Source organism: Rhizobium sp. CB3060 (genome assembly GCF_025200735.1).
Taxonomy (GTDB): domain Bacteria; phylum Pseudomonadota; class Alphaproteobacteria; order Rhizobiales; family Rhizobiaceae; genus Rhizobium.
The window spans coordinates 2,000,870-2,015,557 of the sequence record NZ_CP104158.1 but is presented as its reverse complement, the minus strand read 5'-3'; the positions used below and the strand labels follow the sequence as shown (position 1 = coordinate 2,015,557).

Annotated in this window: 14 protein-coding genes and 1 riboswitch; of the genes, 7 read left to right on the top strand and 7 right to left on the bottom strand. The window is 58.8% G+C overall.

Annotated features, from left to right (window positions below):
* Positions 1–118: 118 nt before the first annotated feature.
* Both N2601_RS09770 and phnF read left to right on the top strand, forming a co-directional pair.
* Positions 119–805, top strand: a complete 687-nt coding sequence (locus N2601_RS09770) for a class I SAM-dependent methyltransferase (protein ID WP_104823608.1) — start codon at positions 119–121, stop codon at positions 803–805.
* 1 nt (position 806) lies between these two features.
* A complete protein-coding gene (phnF, locus tag N2601_RS09765; RefSeq protein WP_104823607.1) occupies positions 807–1,535 on the top strand; it encodes a phosphonate metabolism transcriptional regulator PhnF in 729 nt (242 codons plus the stop codon).
* A gap of 5 nt (positions 1,536–1,540) precedes the next feature.
* Here phnF and N2601_RS09760 read toward each other — a convergent pair whose 3' ends face one another.
* From N2601_RS09760 to N2601_RS09730, 7 genes are all read right to left on the bottom strand, one after another.
* Positions 1,541–1,891, bottom strand: coding sequence for a VOC family protein (locus tag N2601_RS09760; RefSeq protein ID WP_104825143.1), 351 nt, complete (start codon positions 1,889–1,891; stop codon positions 1,541–1,543).
* A gap of 57 nt (positions 1,892–1,948) precedes the next feature.
* Positions 1,949–2,425, bottom strand: a complete 477-nt coding sequence (locus N2601_RS09755; RefSeq protein ID WP_104823606.1) for a 6,7-dimethyl-8-ribityllumazine synthase — start codon at positions 2,423–2,425, stop codon at positions 1,949–1,951.
* Positions 2,426–2,515: 90 nt separating this feature from the next.
* Positions 2,516–2,663, bottom strand: a riboswitch (FMN riboswitch).
* A gap of 90 nt (positions 2,664–2,753) precedes the next feature.
* Positions 2,754–3,815: an ABC transporter ATP-binding protein gene (locus N2601_RS09750; protein WP_104823605.1), complete on the bottom strand. Its 1,062-nt coding sequence runs from the start codon at positions 3,813–3,815 to the stop codon at positions 2,754–2,756.
* Between the two features lie 11 nt (positions 3,816–3,826).
* Positions 3,827–4,615, bottom strand: a complete 789-nt coding sequence (locus N2601_RS09745) for an ABC transporter permease (protein ID WP_104823604.1) — start codon at positions 4,613–4,615, stop codon at positions 3,827–3,829.
* On the bottom strand, positions 4,612–5,505 hold the full coding sequence (locus N2601_RS09740; protein WP_104823603.1) for an ABC transporter permease: 894 nt from the start codon (positions 5,503–5,505) through the stop codon (positions 4,612–4,614). Before N2601_RS09740 ends, N2601_RS09745 begins: the two co-directional genes overlap by 4 nt.
* Positions 5,506–5,576: 71 nt before the next feature.
* A complete protein-coding gene (locus tag N2601_RS09735; protein WP_104823602.1) occupies positions 5,577–6,680 on the bottom strand; it encodes an ABC transporter substrate-binding protein in 1,104 nt (367 codons plus the stop codon).
* Positions 6,681–6,864: 184 nt separating this feature from the next.
* Positions 6,865–7,737 carry a MurR/RpiR family transcriptional regulator gene (locus N2601_RS09730; protein ID WP_104823601.1) on the bottom strand — a complete coding sequence of 291 codons (873 nt, stop codon included), beginning with the start codon at positions 7,735–7,737 and terminating at the stop codon, positions 6,865–6,867.
* Positions 7,738–7,916: 179 nt separating this feature from the next.
* On the opposite strand from N2601_RS09730, the gene N2601_RS09725 reads away from it, so the two are divergent.
* The 5 genes from N2601_RS09725 (at position 7,917) to N2601_RS09705 (ending at position 14,598) form a co-directional block, all read left to right on the top strand.
* Positions 7,917–8,684 (top strand): N-formylglutamate amidohydrolase, encoded by a 768-nt coding sequence (locus tag N2601_RS09725; RefSeq protein ID WP_104823600.1) that lies wholly within the window; start codon positions 7,917–7,919, stop codon positions 8,682–8,684.
* A gap of 130 nt (positions 8,685–8,814) precedes the next feature.
* Positions 8,815–10,386 carry an amino acid permease gene (locus N2601_RS09720; RefSeq protein WP_104823599.1) on the top strand — a complete coding sequence of 524 codons (1,572 nt, stop codon included), beginning with the start codon at positions 8,815–8,817 and terminating at the stop codon, positions 10,384–10,386.
* Positions 10,387–10,535: 149 nt separating this feature from the next.
* A complete protein-coding gene (locus tag N2601_RS09715) occupies positions 10,536–11,906 on the top strand; it encodes a glutamine synthetase family protein (RefSeq protein ID WP_260303963.1) in 1,371 nt (456 codons plus the stop codon).
* Positions 11,907–12,067: 161 nt separating this feature from the next.
* Complete coding sequence (locus N2601_RS09710) at positions 12,068–13,453, top strand: aldehyde dehydrogenase family protein (protein ID WP_260303962.1); 1,386 nt, start codon at positions 12,068–12,070, stop codon at positions 13,451–13,453.
* Complete coding sequence (locus N2601_RS09705) at positions 13,450–14,598, top strand: iron-containing alcohol dehydrogenase (protein WP_104823596.1); 1,149 nt, start codon at positions 13,450–13,452, stop codon at positions 14,596–14,598. Before N2601_RS09710 ends, N2601_RS09705 begins: the two co-directional genes overlap by 4 nt.
* Positions 14,599–14,688: the final 90 nt, after the last annotated feature.

Here is a 14,688-nt window from a genome sequence, read left to right as displayed (position 1 = left end):
CTTCTTTTTATTTGTCCAGCGATTGGCCCTAAAGTGATCCAGTCGTCCGGACGAATTCATGTGCCTGTCACAGAGGTGCGCTATCACTCGCTCAGTCAACACCAACAGCGAGCGCATCATGACAAATGCAGCAACCACTTATGCAACTTGGCATACCGAACCGAATGGTGACATTGCGATGGCGGAATCGCACAGCCCCTATTGGCGGCATTTCATCGAGAGCGTGCCAGAGCGGGATTTTTCGTCGAAAACGGTGCTGGATTTTGGCTGCAATCGCGGCGGCTTTCTGCGGCTGCTTCATGCGATGCGGCCGTTCCGTCGCGGCGTCGGCATCGACATTGCTTCGGAATCGGTTGCGGCGGCTGTGGCGGCCAAGGGCAACATGCCGCTGCAGTTTCAAGTCACCACCGATCTTTCGCCTTTTGCCGATAGCTTCGATGTCGCATTCAGCTATGAGGTCGTTTACCTGCTGCCGGAGTTGAAGCGGCATGCCGAGCAGATGTTCGAGGTCATGCGCAATGGCGGTGTCTATTACGCCGTCACCGGTTGCCACAACGAAATGCCGCTTTGGCCGAAGTGGCGCGAATTGATCGGCGGCAACAGCAATGCGCCGGTGCAGGATCGCTCTCCGCAGGACTATATCGATGCCTTCGCAGCCGCCGGCTTCGATGTTTCCGTTCGGCGTTTCGGCTATAGCGGCTTCGTCAGCGGATCGAAGGATCGCAAATATTATCCGAGCATTCTCGACGCGCTGAGCTATCCTGCTGAATACAAGCTCCTGTTCCGGCTCGAAAAGCGCATCTGATATGGAAACGATCGATCGCAAGAGCGGCAGTGCTCTCTGGCATCAGATCGGCGAAATCCTGGCGGCGGATATCGCCACCGGGACCTTTGCTCCGGGCGCCAAATTGCCGACCGAACCTGAACTCATGCAACGTTTCGGTGTTAGCCGTTTCACTGTCCGCCAGGCGCTCGGCCATTTGGAGCAGCGGGGATTGGTGCGCGCGGAGCAGGGGCGAGGGACCTTCGTTCACAGAGGGGCTCTCGACTATAGGCTCTCGAAGAAGACGCGGTTCTCCCAGAATTTGATCGAGCAAGGTTTCGAGCCTGGCGGCGAATTATTGATCCACGAGGTCGTCCCGGCATCCGAGCTTGTCGCGGCGCGGCTGAGGCTTGCGCTTGGCGCGCCGGTCATCCATCGCCGCGGTGTCATGACGGCGGATGGAGTGCCCGTCGAACTTGGCGACACCTACTATCCGGCTGACCGATTTCCGGATTTCGACAAGGCGAGGCTGCAATATCAGACCATTACCGCAGCACTCGCGAGCTACGGCGTCCACGACTATGTGCGCCTATCGACCGAGATTGAGGCGCGCATGCCGAATGCCGAGGAGGCGCGGTTGTTGCGGCAGCCGAAGTCAACACCGGTATTGGTCGTTCTCAAAGTGGATGTCGATAACGATGGTGCGCCCATTACCTATTCCGAGACTTTATGGTCGGCGGAGCGGGTGACCTTCAACGTCGATTTGGGATGAACGGCCTATCGATGGGACAGAATATTCACGATCTTGCCGAAGGGATCGCGGACGTAGAAACGCCGGACTCCCCAGGGTTCGTCGTTCAGATCGTAGACGATGTCGAGCTGCATCGACCGGGCGCGCTGATAGACCTGATCGACATCGTCGACCTCAATCGAAAGATCGGGCACGGTCGCGCCTGAGCCGCCTTCGCTGGCTATGCTGATCTGCGGCACAGTCTGCGCCTTCGAGGCAAAGGTGATGATCCAGCCGTGGTCCATAACGATATCCAAGCCGAGCAGGTCGCCATAGAAGGCGCGAGCGCTGGCGGGATCGGCCGCATGCAGATTGGGGACAATTCGCAGGACGGTCATGCGATGCTCCTTGCCGGAGGATTGGAGGCGGGCCTTTGCCGCCTCCACCATCTTAACTCAGACAGTCACCGATGGCAGCAGCTTGGCGCGTTCGCTGAGGATCTGCCGGCAGGCATTTGCCACTTCCTGACCCTTGATGACGAAATGCTGCTTGAAGAAATGAATATGCGCTTCCGTCTCCTGGAAATGATGCGGCGTCAGCACGGTCGAAAGAATCGGAACGCCGGTATCCAATTGCACGCGCATCATTGCATCGAGAACGGTGTCGGCAACGAAGTCGTGGCGATAGATGCCGCCGTCGACGACGAAAGCGGTCGCGATGATGGCGCTATAGCGGCCGTTGCGGGCGAGCGTCTGCGCATGCAACGGGATTTCCAGGGCGCCGGGTACATCGAAAATGTCGATGGGGGAGGCGCCTTCGGTCTTCTGCCATTCGGCGATGAAGGCATCGACGCACTGATCGACGATATCGGCATGCCAGCGTGCCCGGATCAACGCTATGCGGCCCGGCTGCGTAGAAATGGAAATGGTCATGAACTCTGCCTTTCAAGGGTTTAACTCAATATCCCTTGGGCGAACACGCAAGGCCGCAGAAGCCCCTTGCGCGAAGGAGCCGTCGACCCGGCTTGCTCTCTTCCATCCGGACTATACCGTCGGCTCCGGCCTCTCACCGGATCTGCTGACCCTTCCAGCGAACCGGAAGGCGCTCGCGGGCTCGGAGATCAGCCTCCATACCGCCGGTGGGGAATTGCACCCCGCCCTGAGAACGCCTGGACTATAATTGCGGTGCAACAGAAATCAAAGAAAAACGCCGGGCGATTTGCCCGGCGCGTGCGAAAAATCTGTCCAATTGCGCTGCTTATCAATCCTGGATGACCAGCAGATCGGAGGAGGCGAAGCGTAGCGTGACTTTCTCGCCGACGCTCGGAGGCATCATTCCGGGGCTGTTGAACATGTCGAAGGAAATGGTGTTGCCGCCGACATTCATGCGCGTGCGGATGACCGAACCCAGGAAGTGGGCCGAGGAGACTTCGCCGGTCAGAGCAGTGTCGCCCTTCGCCGATTCTGCCAGCGAGCCGGCTTCTGGGCGCAGCGCCAGCGATACGGTGTCGCCGGGCTTGTAGGCGGTGACCGACTGCTTCAGTGTCACACCCTGATCGCCGATCATGATGCGGTTGCTGTCCGGATCGACGACCTTGCCTTCGATGAGGTTCAGCGTGCCGACGAAGGAGGCGACGAAGCGGGTGGCCGGCGTGTTGTAGATTTCGAAGGGCGTGCCGATCTGGTCGGCGCGGCCGGCGTTCATGACGACGATGCGATCGGAGATCGACAGAGCTTCTTCCTGGTCATGCGTCACGAAAACGGTGGTGATGCCGAGCTGCTGCTGGATGGCGCGAATTTCTTCACGCAGCGATACGCGGATCTTGGCATCAAGCGCCGAGAGCGGTTCGTCGAGCAGGAGGACCTGCGGCTTCACGGCGATGGCGCGGGCGAGCGCCACGCGCTGCTGCTGGCCGCCGGACATTTGGAACGGATAACGACCGGCAAGATGATCAAGCTTGATCAGGCCGAGCATTTCCTTGACGCGCTTGTCGATGTCAGGCTTGGCAACGCCGGCGACCTTGAGGCCGAAGGCGACGTTGTCATGCACGGTCATGTTCGGAAACAGTGCGTAAGCCTGGAACACCATGCCGATGTTGCGCTGGTTCGGCTTCAGGGGACGCTGATCTTTGCCGTTGATCGTCAGCATGCCGGCGGTCGGCGTTTCGAAACCGGCGATCATGCGCAGAACGGTCGTCTTGCCGCAGCCGGACGGTCCGAGGAAGGAGACGAATTCTCCTTTCTCGATATGCATGGTGAAGTCATGAACGACCTTGGTTTCGCCGAAGGACTTCTTGATGTTGGTAAGTTCGAGAAAAGCCATGGTGTGAAGCCTCACGCCTTAATCGGAGCGGATCTGGAGAAACGGGAAACGAGCTGGAGAAGGCCCATGCTGAGCCAGGTCACAGCGAGTGCGATGATCGCCAGCGCCGAAGACTGATAGGCCTGATTGGCGCCGACGAGCTGCATATAGGGGCCGAAGGCCGGACGATTGAGCAGCGAAGCCATGGTGAATTCGCCCATGACGATCGCCAGCGTGATGAAGGCGCCAGACAGAACGCCGCTCATGACATTGGGAAAAATGCAGCGGAACATGATGGTGGTCCACTTCGCGCCGAGGCTTTCTGCGGCTTCCGTCAGGGTACCTACATCGATCGTGCGCATCGCCGTATCCACCGAACGATACATATAGGGGAGCGCCAAGACAATATAGGAGCAGACGAGCAGAAAGTTCGTCGATTGCTCGAAGCCCGTCAGCGGCAGGATCGACGATGAATTGTAGAGACGCAGGTAGCCGAAGACGATCACGATCGCAGGAATGACCAGCGGCATCAGCGTAATGAATTCGACGACCGGGCGTAACTGTGGCAAGCGAAGCCGCACCCAATAGGCCGTCGGGACAACGAGCAGCATGCCGACGACAATGGTCAGCGCGGCCATGAGCATGGAATAGCCGAACGCATAAAGGAAGTGCGCATCGGAAAAGACCGATGCATAGGCATCGAAACTATAGGCATCGCGGCGCATGCGCAGCGAGAATTCCAGCGTGCCGATAAGCGGAACGATGAAATAGAAGGCGCCGATGACGACCGCGATCCAGGCGAAGAATTTTTGCAGCTTCATTTCTGCCACCGTTCTGCGCGCATGCGCATGATGATGTAGATGACGTTGGAAATGCCGGTGATGACGATCATGCCGAGAGCCATCGCATAGCCGAGGTTGGCGTTGTGCAGCACGTCGCCGCGGATCTGGGCATAGAGCTGGATCGGTATGATGTTCAGCGAGCTGCCAGTCAGGGCGATTGCGGTCGCAATGGCGCCGAAGGCATTGGCGAACAGCAGCAGCGTCGTGCCAAGCAGGCTCGGCCACAGGATGGGGAGTGCCACCATCAGCCAATACTGCCCATTGGTCGCCCCAAGGATCGAGGCCGCCTCGCGCCATTCCTTCTTCATACCGTCCAGGGCTGGCGTGATGATCAGAACCATCAGCGGAATCTGGAAGTACATGTAGGTGATCGTCAGGCCGACGAAGCTGTAGAGATTGAAGCCTGCATGAAAAATGTCGAAGCCAAGCCAGTTTTTCAGCAGCAGCGTGACGAGGCCCAGGCGACCGATCGTGGCGATGAATGCAAAAGCCAGAGGCACACCGGCGAAATTTGAAGCGACGCCGGAAAAAGTCAGGAAGGCATGGCGCACCCAGGCCGGAAGTCCACCCATGACCAGGGCCCAGGCCAGATAAAAGCCGATTAGTGCGCCGCCGAGCGCCGAGGCGACAGACACTCTGATGCTGATCCAGTACGAGTCCAAGATGGATTTTGTGAAAAGATCGCCGATGTTCTTCAACGTTAGGCTGCCGTCGGGCGTCAGAAACGCACCTGCGACCAGATAGATCGTTGGGAGTATGAGAAACAGAAGCGCGAAGATCAGGAAGGGCGCAATGCCCAGCCAATCGACAACCACGCGCTTATTGATCATGGGGGCGGTACTGATCGTTGATGTCGTGACGATGCTCATGATTGGCCCATTCCGCGGCGTCAAAAAAGGAAAACCTCCCCGCCGAAGCGGGGAGGTCATATTAGCTGAAATTACTGTACGTTCGAACCGACGACAGAATCCCACTTGGTAGTGATGGCGGTCTTGCCGGCAGCCTGTTCATCGAGCGTCGGGAAAACGGCCTTTTCATAGGCTGCTGCCGGCGGCAGCTTGTCGAGAAGTTCCTGCGGAACCTTCTTGTTCTTCGCCAGGTCGTTGAAGCGGATCGGGTGGCAATAGCCCTTCAGCCAGCCGATCTGGCCTTCGTCGGAATAGAGGAATTCCATCCAGAGCTTGGCAGCGTTCGGGTGCGGAGCGAAAGCCGAGATCGCCTGAACGTAAACGCCAGCGACAACGCCCGAAGCCGGAACTGTAACGTCAACCGGCGGGTTGCCGTTCAGGCTGTCGCGCCATGCGAGGCCGTTGTAGTCCCAGGCGACGACGATCGGGGTTGCGCCCTGAGCGAGCGAAGCGGACTTGCCGATGACCGGAACGAAGTTGCCAGCCTTGTTCAGCTTTGCGAAGTAGTCGAGACCAGCAGCGCCGACCTTGGCGGCATCCTTTTCGCCGGCAGCCAGGCCAGCGGCGTAAACGGCCTGTACGGCCTGGTTGGAGGTGCGCGGGTCGCCAGCGAGCGATACGGTGTTGGCGTATTCCGGCTTCTGCAGGTCAGCCCAGTCCTTCGGCGGGTTCTTCACGACGTCTTTGTTGGTGACGAAGGAGAGAACGCCGTAGTAGTCGCCATACCAGAAGCCGTCGGCATCCTTGGCGCTGTCCGGAATCGAGTCCCAGGTGGAGACCTTGTAAGGCTGCAGCAGGCCGTCCTTCTTGGCGGTCGGGCCGAAGGAGAGACCAACGTCGATTACGTCGGGAGCCTGCGGGCCGGTGTTGCCCTTGTTGGCGCGGATTGCTTCAACTTCATCGCCCGACCCGGCGTCCGGGTTCAGTTCGTTGACATCGATGCTGTACTTCGCCTTGAAAGCAGCGATGAGGTCGCCATAACCGCACCAGTTGTGGGGCAGGGCGATGGTGGTCAGCGTGCCTTCCTTCTTGGCGGCAGCGATAAGGTCTGCGCTCGGTTCAGCAGCAGCAATGGCGGTCGTGGCGACGAGCATTGCAGTGGAGAGCGTCAGAAGACGATGAATTTTCGAGGTCACTGGTATTCCTCCTTTTGGGTTTTCAGTGTCTGGCGTTGCTGTTAATGACGTTGCATGAAGGTTGTGTGACGGATTTCAATGGGTTGCGCTTCCTGAACATCGGAGATTTACTTTTATTCGCTAACGATGACAGGCCTGTCTTGCTAGCCGATCCTTAGGTTGTAACTTTATACTTTCCTCCCTGCTAACCTAGCTTGCGGAACAGCCTTGTTTGTTCGAACAGGCCTTCAAGCGTTTTCATGCGCTCACTCGTCTCGTCCCAGGTCGAGCTTTGTATGGCTTCGATCAGCGCTTCGACGATGAAAAGGGTGACGACGGAGGAATCCCAGGCCGAAGGCGCTTCGATCTGCACGCGGAATGTGTGCTTTGCATATTTGACGGCAGGGGTCGCCCATTGGTCGGTGAAGACGATGATCTCGGCTCCGCAACGCCGGGCGGCGGCGGCGAGGCTGACTATTTCCTGCTCGTAACGTCTGATATCGAAGATCACCAGCAGATCGCCGGGATTCATGTTCAAAACATATTGCGGCCAGGAACTGGAGTTGGAGGAGAGCAAGGTCGTGTTCGGGCGGATGACCTGCATATGGGTAAAGAAATATTCGGCAAGCGCGCCGGTGATGCGTCCACCGACGAAATAAAGCCCGCGTTTGTGCTCTGACAGCAGCGCAGCGACGTTATCGAAGGTGGCTGCATCGATATCCGTCAGGGTCTGGCGGAGATTGCCCATAATGGCGTCAGCAAAGCGGTTAAGGATGTGCGTGCCGGGAGCATTGGACGCCCAGCGGTCGTGTTTGGTGAGCGGATTCGAGATGGTCGCCTCGACTTCCTGATGGAGGCGGGACTGAAAGTCCGGGTAACCCTTGAAGCCGAGTTTCTGCACCATGCGCGCCACTGTCGGCGTGGAAACCCGCGCATTTTCGGCAACTGTCGTAATGCTGCCCAACCCCGAAACCGGGTAGTTGTCGAGCAGGCTCTTGGCGAGCTGCTTTTCGGCGCGCGTCAGCGCGTCGAATTGGGCATTGATTACGTCCGAAACTGTTTTCGACGCATTGCTCACTCTATTTTTGCTCCCCGGGACGGTCTTATGCCGGTCTCCTGGAAGGAATATAACTACGCTGTCACATTTCGAGTCAATGTCACAAATGAAGAAATAATTTCAGTTTCCAGTTGACAGTCGCCGAAACCTGAAGAATTCTTTTCTTATAAAGATTTTATTAAGAGGGTAGGGCGCCTTTGATGCATGCCGCGCAAGGCATTCTGACGGAAGCGGATGGCGATTGCGTCGCGGTCGAACGGCCGGACGGAAAAAGCGCGGTTTTCATCATCTGCGAACATGCTTCACGCACGTTGCCCAAATATTTCGGCGATCTGGGCCTTTCGACCGAAGCGCTGTCCAGCCACATCGCCTGGGATCCGGGTGCGCTAGCGGTCGCCACGAAGATGTCCGGCAGCCTCGATGCTACGCTGGTTTATCAACGCTTCTCGCGGCTGATTTACGACTGCAACCGTCCGCCCGAAAGCGCGGGCGCGATGCCGGAGGTTAGCGAGATCTACACGATCCCCGGTAACCAGGACCTGCAAACCTCCGACCGGCAAGCGCGCACGAACGCTCTTTATATACCGTTCCATGACCGCATTCGCGCGCTCCTGAAAGAGAGGGCGGCGAGGGAACAAAACACCGTGATCGTCACGGTTCACAGCTTCACGCCTGTTTACAATGGCAGGCAGCGGGCGGTGGAGCTCGGCATTCTGCACGATGAAGACCGCTGGCTGGCGGATCGCATGCTCGATGCTGCTGCAGAGGCGCCGCTCTACCGCACCGAGCGCAACGAGCCTTACGGGCCAGAAGATGGCGTCACCCATACGCTTAAACTGCATGGGCTCGCCAACGGTTTGCATAACGTTATGATCGAGGTCCGCAACGACCTCATCCGAGATGACGTCGGCCAAGGGGTCGTGGCCGACTATCTAACAGGGCTTATCCAGAGCAGTCTGGAAGCCTGAGCATAGAAGAAAAGACCCCGGGGAGCAGTTCAACTGCGATCGGGCCGTATGGCAAAAAGCCAGCGGCGCAAGTGGCACAATGGTGGCCCGCAATTCCGTGGGCGACCGGGTTTTAGGGGGAATGACATACATGTCTGATTACACAGAGTTGGACAAGAAGCAGGACGTGCATATTCTGCACTCCATGGGCTATGCCCAGGAGTTGGAACGGCGCATGAGTTCGTTCTCGAACTTTGCCGTATCCTTTTCCATCATTTGCATTCTTTCGGGCGGCATCAATTCGCTCGCCCAGGCGACTTCTGGCGCAGGCGGTGCCGCGATCGGCATCGGCTGGCCGGTCGGATGCTTCATTTCGCTGGTCTTTGCCGTGGCGATGGCGCAGATCAGCTCCGCTTATCCGACTGCGGGCGGGCTCTATCACTGGGGCTCGATCCTCGGCAACCGTTTCACCGGCTGGCTGACTGCATGGTTTAACCTGCTCGGCCTCGTCACCGTTCTCGGCGCGATCAATGTCGGCACCTATTATTTCTTCATCGGTGCTTTCGGCGGCTATTTCGGCATGGTCGATACGACATTGGTCCGTATCGTGTTCCTGGTGGTCATCACCGGCCTTCAGGCGCTCGTGAACCATATGGGTATCGGGCTGACCGCGAAGCTCACCGACTTCTCCGGCTATCTGATCTTCGCAACCTCGATCGCACTTGCGGTCGTGTGCCTGATCGCCGCACCATCCTATGATTTCGCGCGGCTGTTCACCTTCACGAACTACTCGGGTGTGGCAACGATTGCCGCCGATGGTTCGGCAACCGGAGCACCGGTCTGGCCGCAGGTTTCCACCTTCTGGGTCTTTGCGCTCGGCCTCCTGCTGCCGATCTACACGATCACCGGCTACGACGCCTCGGCGCATACATCGGAGGAAACGGTCAAGGCAGCGCATTCCGTTCCGCGCGGCATGGTAGCCTCCGTGCTTTGGTCGGCCTTGTTCGGCTATATCATGCTGTGTGCATTCGTTCTGATGATCCCGAATATGGACGACGCCGCAAAGCAGGGCTGGAACGTGTTCTTCTGGGCGATGGATGCTCAAGTGAACCCCATCGTCAAGGATATCCTGTATCTCCTGATCTTCATCAGCCAGTGGCTGTGCGGCCTTGCAACGGTCACCTCTGTATCGCGCATGATCTTTGCGTTCTCGCGTGACGGCGGTCTTCCTGCATCGAAGGCACTTTCCAAGGTCAGCCCGACACACCGCACGCCGGTTTCCGCGATCTGGACCGGCTCGATTCTTTCGGTGCTGTTCGTCTGGGGTTCGTCGCTGGTGTCGATCGGCGATACACCGGTTTACACCATCGTCGTTTCGTGCACCGTCATCTTCCTCTTCTTCTCCTTCGCGATCCCGATCACGCTCGGTCTGTTTGCCTGGGGTACGTCGAAGTGGGACAAGATGGGCCCGTGGAACCTCGGTGAAGGGTTGTTCAAGCTTTTTGCCGTGCTGTCGATCATCGCGATGATCGTGATCTTTGTTCTCGGCATTCAGCCGCCGAATGACTGGGCAGGCATCATCACCGTCGGCTTCTTTGTCCTGACTGCGATCGTCTGGTTCGGCTTCGAGCGGCGGCGCTTCAAGGGACCGCCGATCGGCGACGCGATCGCCAAGCGCAAGGCCGAAATCGCAGCGGCAGAAGCGGCCGTCGGCGAAAGCTAAGCATCGGAGCTGCATTTCTCGAACGGCGGGGCCGCCTGCGTGCGGCCCCTTCACCGGTATAAACGAAACGCACGGCGCCGGGTTGCTCCCAGCTACGAGCCGCCGTTTTGTTGTCCGACACCCCAATTCATTGTTCAGGCGGATCACTCATGAGCACTAGCTATACGTTCGACGACCTCAAGAAAGATGTGGCCGAGGGGCGCATCGATACGGTTTTGGCATGTCAGGTGGACATGCAGGGTCGCTTGATGGGCAAACGTTTCCAGGCGGAATTCTTCGTGGAGAGCGCCTGGAAGGAAACGCATAGCTGCAACTACCTCCAGGCGACCGACCTCGAGATGGAGACCGTCTCGGGTTACAAGTCGACGAGCTGGGAAAAGGGCTACGGCGACTATACGATGAAGCCCGATCTCGCCACGCTTCGCCGCATTCCCTGGCTCGAGGGCACGGCGCTGGTGCTTTGCGACGTGCTCGACCATCACACCCATGAAGAGGTGGCGCATTCGCCGCGCGCCATCCTGAAGAAGCAGGTCAGGCGGCTTGAAGCAATGGGCATGAAGGCCTTCATGGCCTCCGAACTGGAATTCTTCCTGTTCGACCAGAGCTATGACAGCGCCCGTGAATCCGGCTATCGCAACCTGCATCTCGCCAGTGGCTATAATGAAGACTATCACATCTTCCAGACCACCAAGGAAGAAGAGGTGATGCGGGCGATCCGCACTGGCCTGCAGGGAGCCGACATTCCGGTCGAAAATTCCAAGGGGGAGGCTTCGGCGGGGCAGGAGGAAATCAACGTCCGCTATGCCGATGCGCTGACCATGGCGGATCGCCATGCAATCATCAAAAATGGCTGCAAGGAGATCGCCTGGTCGAAGGGCAAGGCCATCACCTTCCTGGCGAAGTGGAACTACAATTCCGCCGGCAGCTCGTCGCATATTCATCAGTCGCTATGGAGCGCTGACGGCAAGACGCCGCTGTTCTTCGACAAGGAACAAGAACATGGCATGACGCCGCTGATGAAGCATTATGTCGCCGGTCTTTTGACGCATGCCAGCGAGATCACCTATTTCCTCGCGCCCTATATCAATTCCTACAAGCGTTTTGTCGCCGGCACCTTTGCGCCGACCAAGGCGATCTGGAGCACCGACAACCGTACCGCGGGCTATCGTCTTTGCGGCGCCGAGACCAAGGGAATCCGCATCGAATGCCGCGTCGGCGGCTCCGACCTCAATCCCTATCTCGCCTTTGCCGCGCTGATCGCCGCCGGCCTGGATGGCATCGAGAACAAGCTTGAACTGGAGGCACCCTTCGTGGGGGACGCCTATGGTGCCCGCGAGGTTCGCGAAATTCCGCGCACGCTGCGAGACGCTGCGGTGGCGCTGAGCAGCTCTCAGATGCTGCGCGCCGCTTTCGGCGACGATGTCATCGATCACTACACCCGGGCTGCCGAATGGGAGCAGGAGGAATATGATCGCCGCATCACCGACTGGGAGGTGGCGAGAGGATTCGAAAGAGCGTAAGCCTTCCTGTGATTTTTGATTTCCGCCCGATTTTCGTCGTCAGGCGCGGGCAGGGAAGGTGGCTGCGGTAAATCGCTTCTTTCGGCGATGTAAGCTCTTGGGGTAGTTTCTCGGCGATCAGCCGAGATCATATTCGTGACTATAGAAACAGGATTTCGATCATGACCATGATCACATGCGTGTCCCCGGTAAATGGGGAGATTTATGCGGAGCGTCCGGCGCTGTCGCTGGATGCGGCCAAGGAAGCGGTCGCCCGCGCCCGCAAGGCTCAGAAGGACTGGGCGCGCCGCCCGCTGGAAGACCGCGTTCAACTGGTGCTGAAGGGTGCTGCGCGCCTCAACGAAATGGCCGATGTCGTCGTGCCGGAGCTCGCATGGCAGATGGGCCGCCCGATCAAATACGGCGGCGAATATCGCGGCTTCAACGAGCGCTCGAATTATGTGGCGTCGATCGCAGCCGATGCGCTGTCGCCGATGGTGGTGGAAGACAGCGCGAATTTCGCCCGTCGTATCGAGCGCGAACCGCATGGCGTCGTGTTCGTCATCGCGCCATGGAACTATCCCTACATGACCGCGATCAACACGATCGCCCCAGCGCTGATGGCCGGCAATACCGTTGTTCTGAAGCATGCCAGCCAGACGCTTCTGGTCGGCGAGCGGCTGGTTCAGGCTTTCGTCGAAGCGGGCATTCCAGCCGATGTCTTCCAGAACGTCTTCCTTGATCATGAAACGACGTCGGCGCTGATCGCCGCCGGCAGCTTCAACTTCGTCAACTTCACCGGTTCGGTCGAAGGCGGGCGGTCGATCGAACGCGCTGCCGCCGGCACCTTCACCAGCCTTGGCCTCGAACTTGGCGGCAAGGATCCGGGCTATGTCATGGAAGATGCCGACCTCGAGGCGGCCGTCGACACGCTGATGGATGGTGCCACCTACAATTCCGGCCAATGCTGCTGCGGCATCGAGCGAATCTATGTGCATGAATCGCTTTACGACGCCTTCGTCGAGAAGTCGGTCGCCTGGGTGTCGAACTACAAGCTCGGCAATCCGCTGGAGCCGGAAACTACGCTTGGCCCGATGGCTAACAAGCGTTTCGCCAAGGTGGTCCGCGAGCAGATCGCCGATGCCGTCGCCAAGGGCGCCAGGGCGCTGGTCGACCCCAAGCTTTTCCCGGCCGATGACGGCGGCGCCTATCTCGCGCCGCAGATACTCGTCGATGTCAATCATTCCATGGCCTTTATGCGCGAAGAGACCTTCGGCCCCGCCGTCGGCATCATGAAGGTGAAGAGCGATGCGGAAGCGCTGGAATTGATGAACGACAGCCCTTACGGCTTGACAGCGTCGCTCTGGACCAAGGATGTCGAGCGCGCTTCGCGCATCGGCCGCGACATCGAAACCGGCACCGTCTTCATGAACCGCGCCGACTATCTCGATCCGGCACTGTGCTGGACCGGCGTCAAGGAAACAGGTCGTGGCGGCTCGCTTTCCGTGTTCGGTTTCCATAACCTGACGCGCCCGAAATCCTACCATTTGAAGAAGGTAACAGCATGAGCAATATCTCAGCCAATTGGAGCTATCCCACCGCCGTCAAGCTCGGCCGCGGCCGGATCACGGAACTGGCGGATGCCTGCAAAAGCCTGGGGATCAAGAAGCCGCTCCTGATCACCGACCGAGGGCTCGCCTCGATGGCGATCACCAAGACGGCGCTGGATATTCTCGAAGACGCCGGCCTCGGCCGTGCCATCTTCGCCGACGTCGATCCGAACCCGAACGAGAAGAACCTCGAGGCCGGCGTCAAGGCCTTCAAGGATGGCGGTCATGACGGCGTCGTCGCCTTCGGTGGCGGCTCGGGCCTCGATCTCGGCAAATGCGTTGCCTTCATGGCTGGCCAGACACGACCGGTCTGGGATTTTGAGGACATCGGCGACTGGTGGACTCGCGCCAATGTCGAGGGCATTGCTCCGATCGTCGCTGTTCCAACGACCGCCGGCACCGGCTCCGAGGTCGGCCGCGCCAGCGTCATCACCAATTCTGTAACGCATGTGAAGAAGATCATCTTCCATCCGAAGTTCCTGCCGGGCGTCGTGATCTCCGATCCTGAACTGACCGTCGGCATGCCGAAGATCATCACCGCCGGCACCGGCATGGATGCCTTCGCCCATTGCCTGGAAGCCTATTCCTCGCCGTTCTATCATCCGATGTCGGCCGGCATCGCGCTGGAAGGCATGCGGCTCGTCAAGGAATTCCTGCCGCGCGCCTATCGGGAAGGTACCGACCTCGAAGCCCGCGCCAATATGATGAGCGCCGCCGCCATGGGTGCTGTCGCCTTCCAGAAAGGGCTGGGCGCCATTCACGCGCTGTCGCATCCGATCGGCGCCGTCTACAACACGCATCACGGCATGACCAATGCCGTCGTCATGCCGGCCGTCCTGCGCTTTAACCGCAAGGCAATCGAAGAAAAGATCGCCCGTGCTGCCGCCTATCTCGGTATTTCCGGTGGTTTCGACGGTTTCTATGACTATGTGTTGAAGCTGCGGGCCGAACTCGGCGTTCCGGAAAGCCTCTCGGCTATGGGCATTGCGCCCGATCGCATCGACGAGCTTTCGGCCATGGCGATCGAAGATCCAAGCGCCGGCGGCAATCCGGTGCCGATGACGCTGGAGAACACCAAGGCGCTGTTCCACGACTGCTTCTAAGGCAGTATCGCTTCAATTTTCAGTCGTGCCGCGAGATGATTGCGGCACGATTTTTTGTGCCTATCTGGCAGGTTGACGATCGCAATATTC

Excerpts from the sequence above, each read along its gene's own strand:
- N2601_RS09770 (WP_104823608.1), top strand. The coding sequence starts at position 119 with ATGACAAATGCAGCAACCACTTATGCAACTTGGCATACCGAACCGAAT.
- phnF (WP_104823607.1), top strand. The coding sequence starts at position 807 with ATGGAAACGATCGATCGCAAGAGCGGCAGTGCTCTCTGGCATCAGATC.
- N2601_RS09760 (WP_104825143.1), bottom strand. The coding sequence starts at position 1,891 with ATGACCGTCCTGCGAATTGTCCCCAATCTGCATGCGGCCGATCCCGCC.
- N2601_RS09755 (WP_104823606.1), bottom strand. The coding sequence starts at position 2,425 with ATGACCATTTCCATTTCTACGCAGCCGGGCCGCATAGCGTTGATCCGG.
- N2601_RS09750 (WP_104823605.1), bottom strand. The coding sequence starts at position 3,815 with ATGGCTTTTCTCGAACTTACCAACATCAAGAAGTCCTTCGGCGAAACC.
- N2601_RS09745 (WP_104823604.1), bottom strand. The coding sequence starts at position 4,615 with ATGAAGCTGCAAAAATTCTTCGCCTGGATCGCGGTCGTCATCGGCGCC.
- N2601_RS09740 (WP_104823603.1), bottom strand. The coding sequence starts at position 5,505 with ATGAGCATCGTCACGACATCAACGATCAGTACCGCCCCCATGATCAAT.
- N2601_RS09725 (WP_104823600.1), top strand. The coding sequence starts at position 7,917 with ATGCATGCCGCGCAAGGCATTCTGACGGAAGCGGATGGCGATTGCGTC.
- N2601_RS09720 (WP_104823599.1), top strand. The coding sequence starts at position 8,815 with ATGTCTGATTACACAGAGTTGGACAAGAAGCAGGACGTGCATATTCTG.
- N2601_RS09715 (WP_260303963.1), top strand. The coding sequence starts at position 10,536 with ATGAGCACTAGCTATACGTTCGACGACCTCAAGAAAGATGTGGCCGAG.
- N2601_RS09710 (WP_260303962.1), top strand. The coding sequence starts at position 12,068 with ATGACCATGATCACATGCGTGTCCCCGGTAAATGGGGAGATTTATGCG.
- N2601_RS09705 (WP_104823596.1), top strand. The coding sequence starts at position 13,450 with ATGAGCAATATCTCAGCCAATTGGAGCTATCCCACCGCCGTCAAGCTC.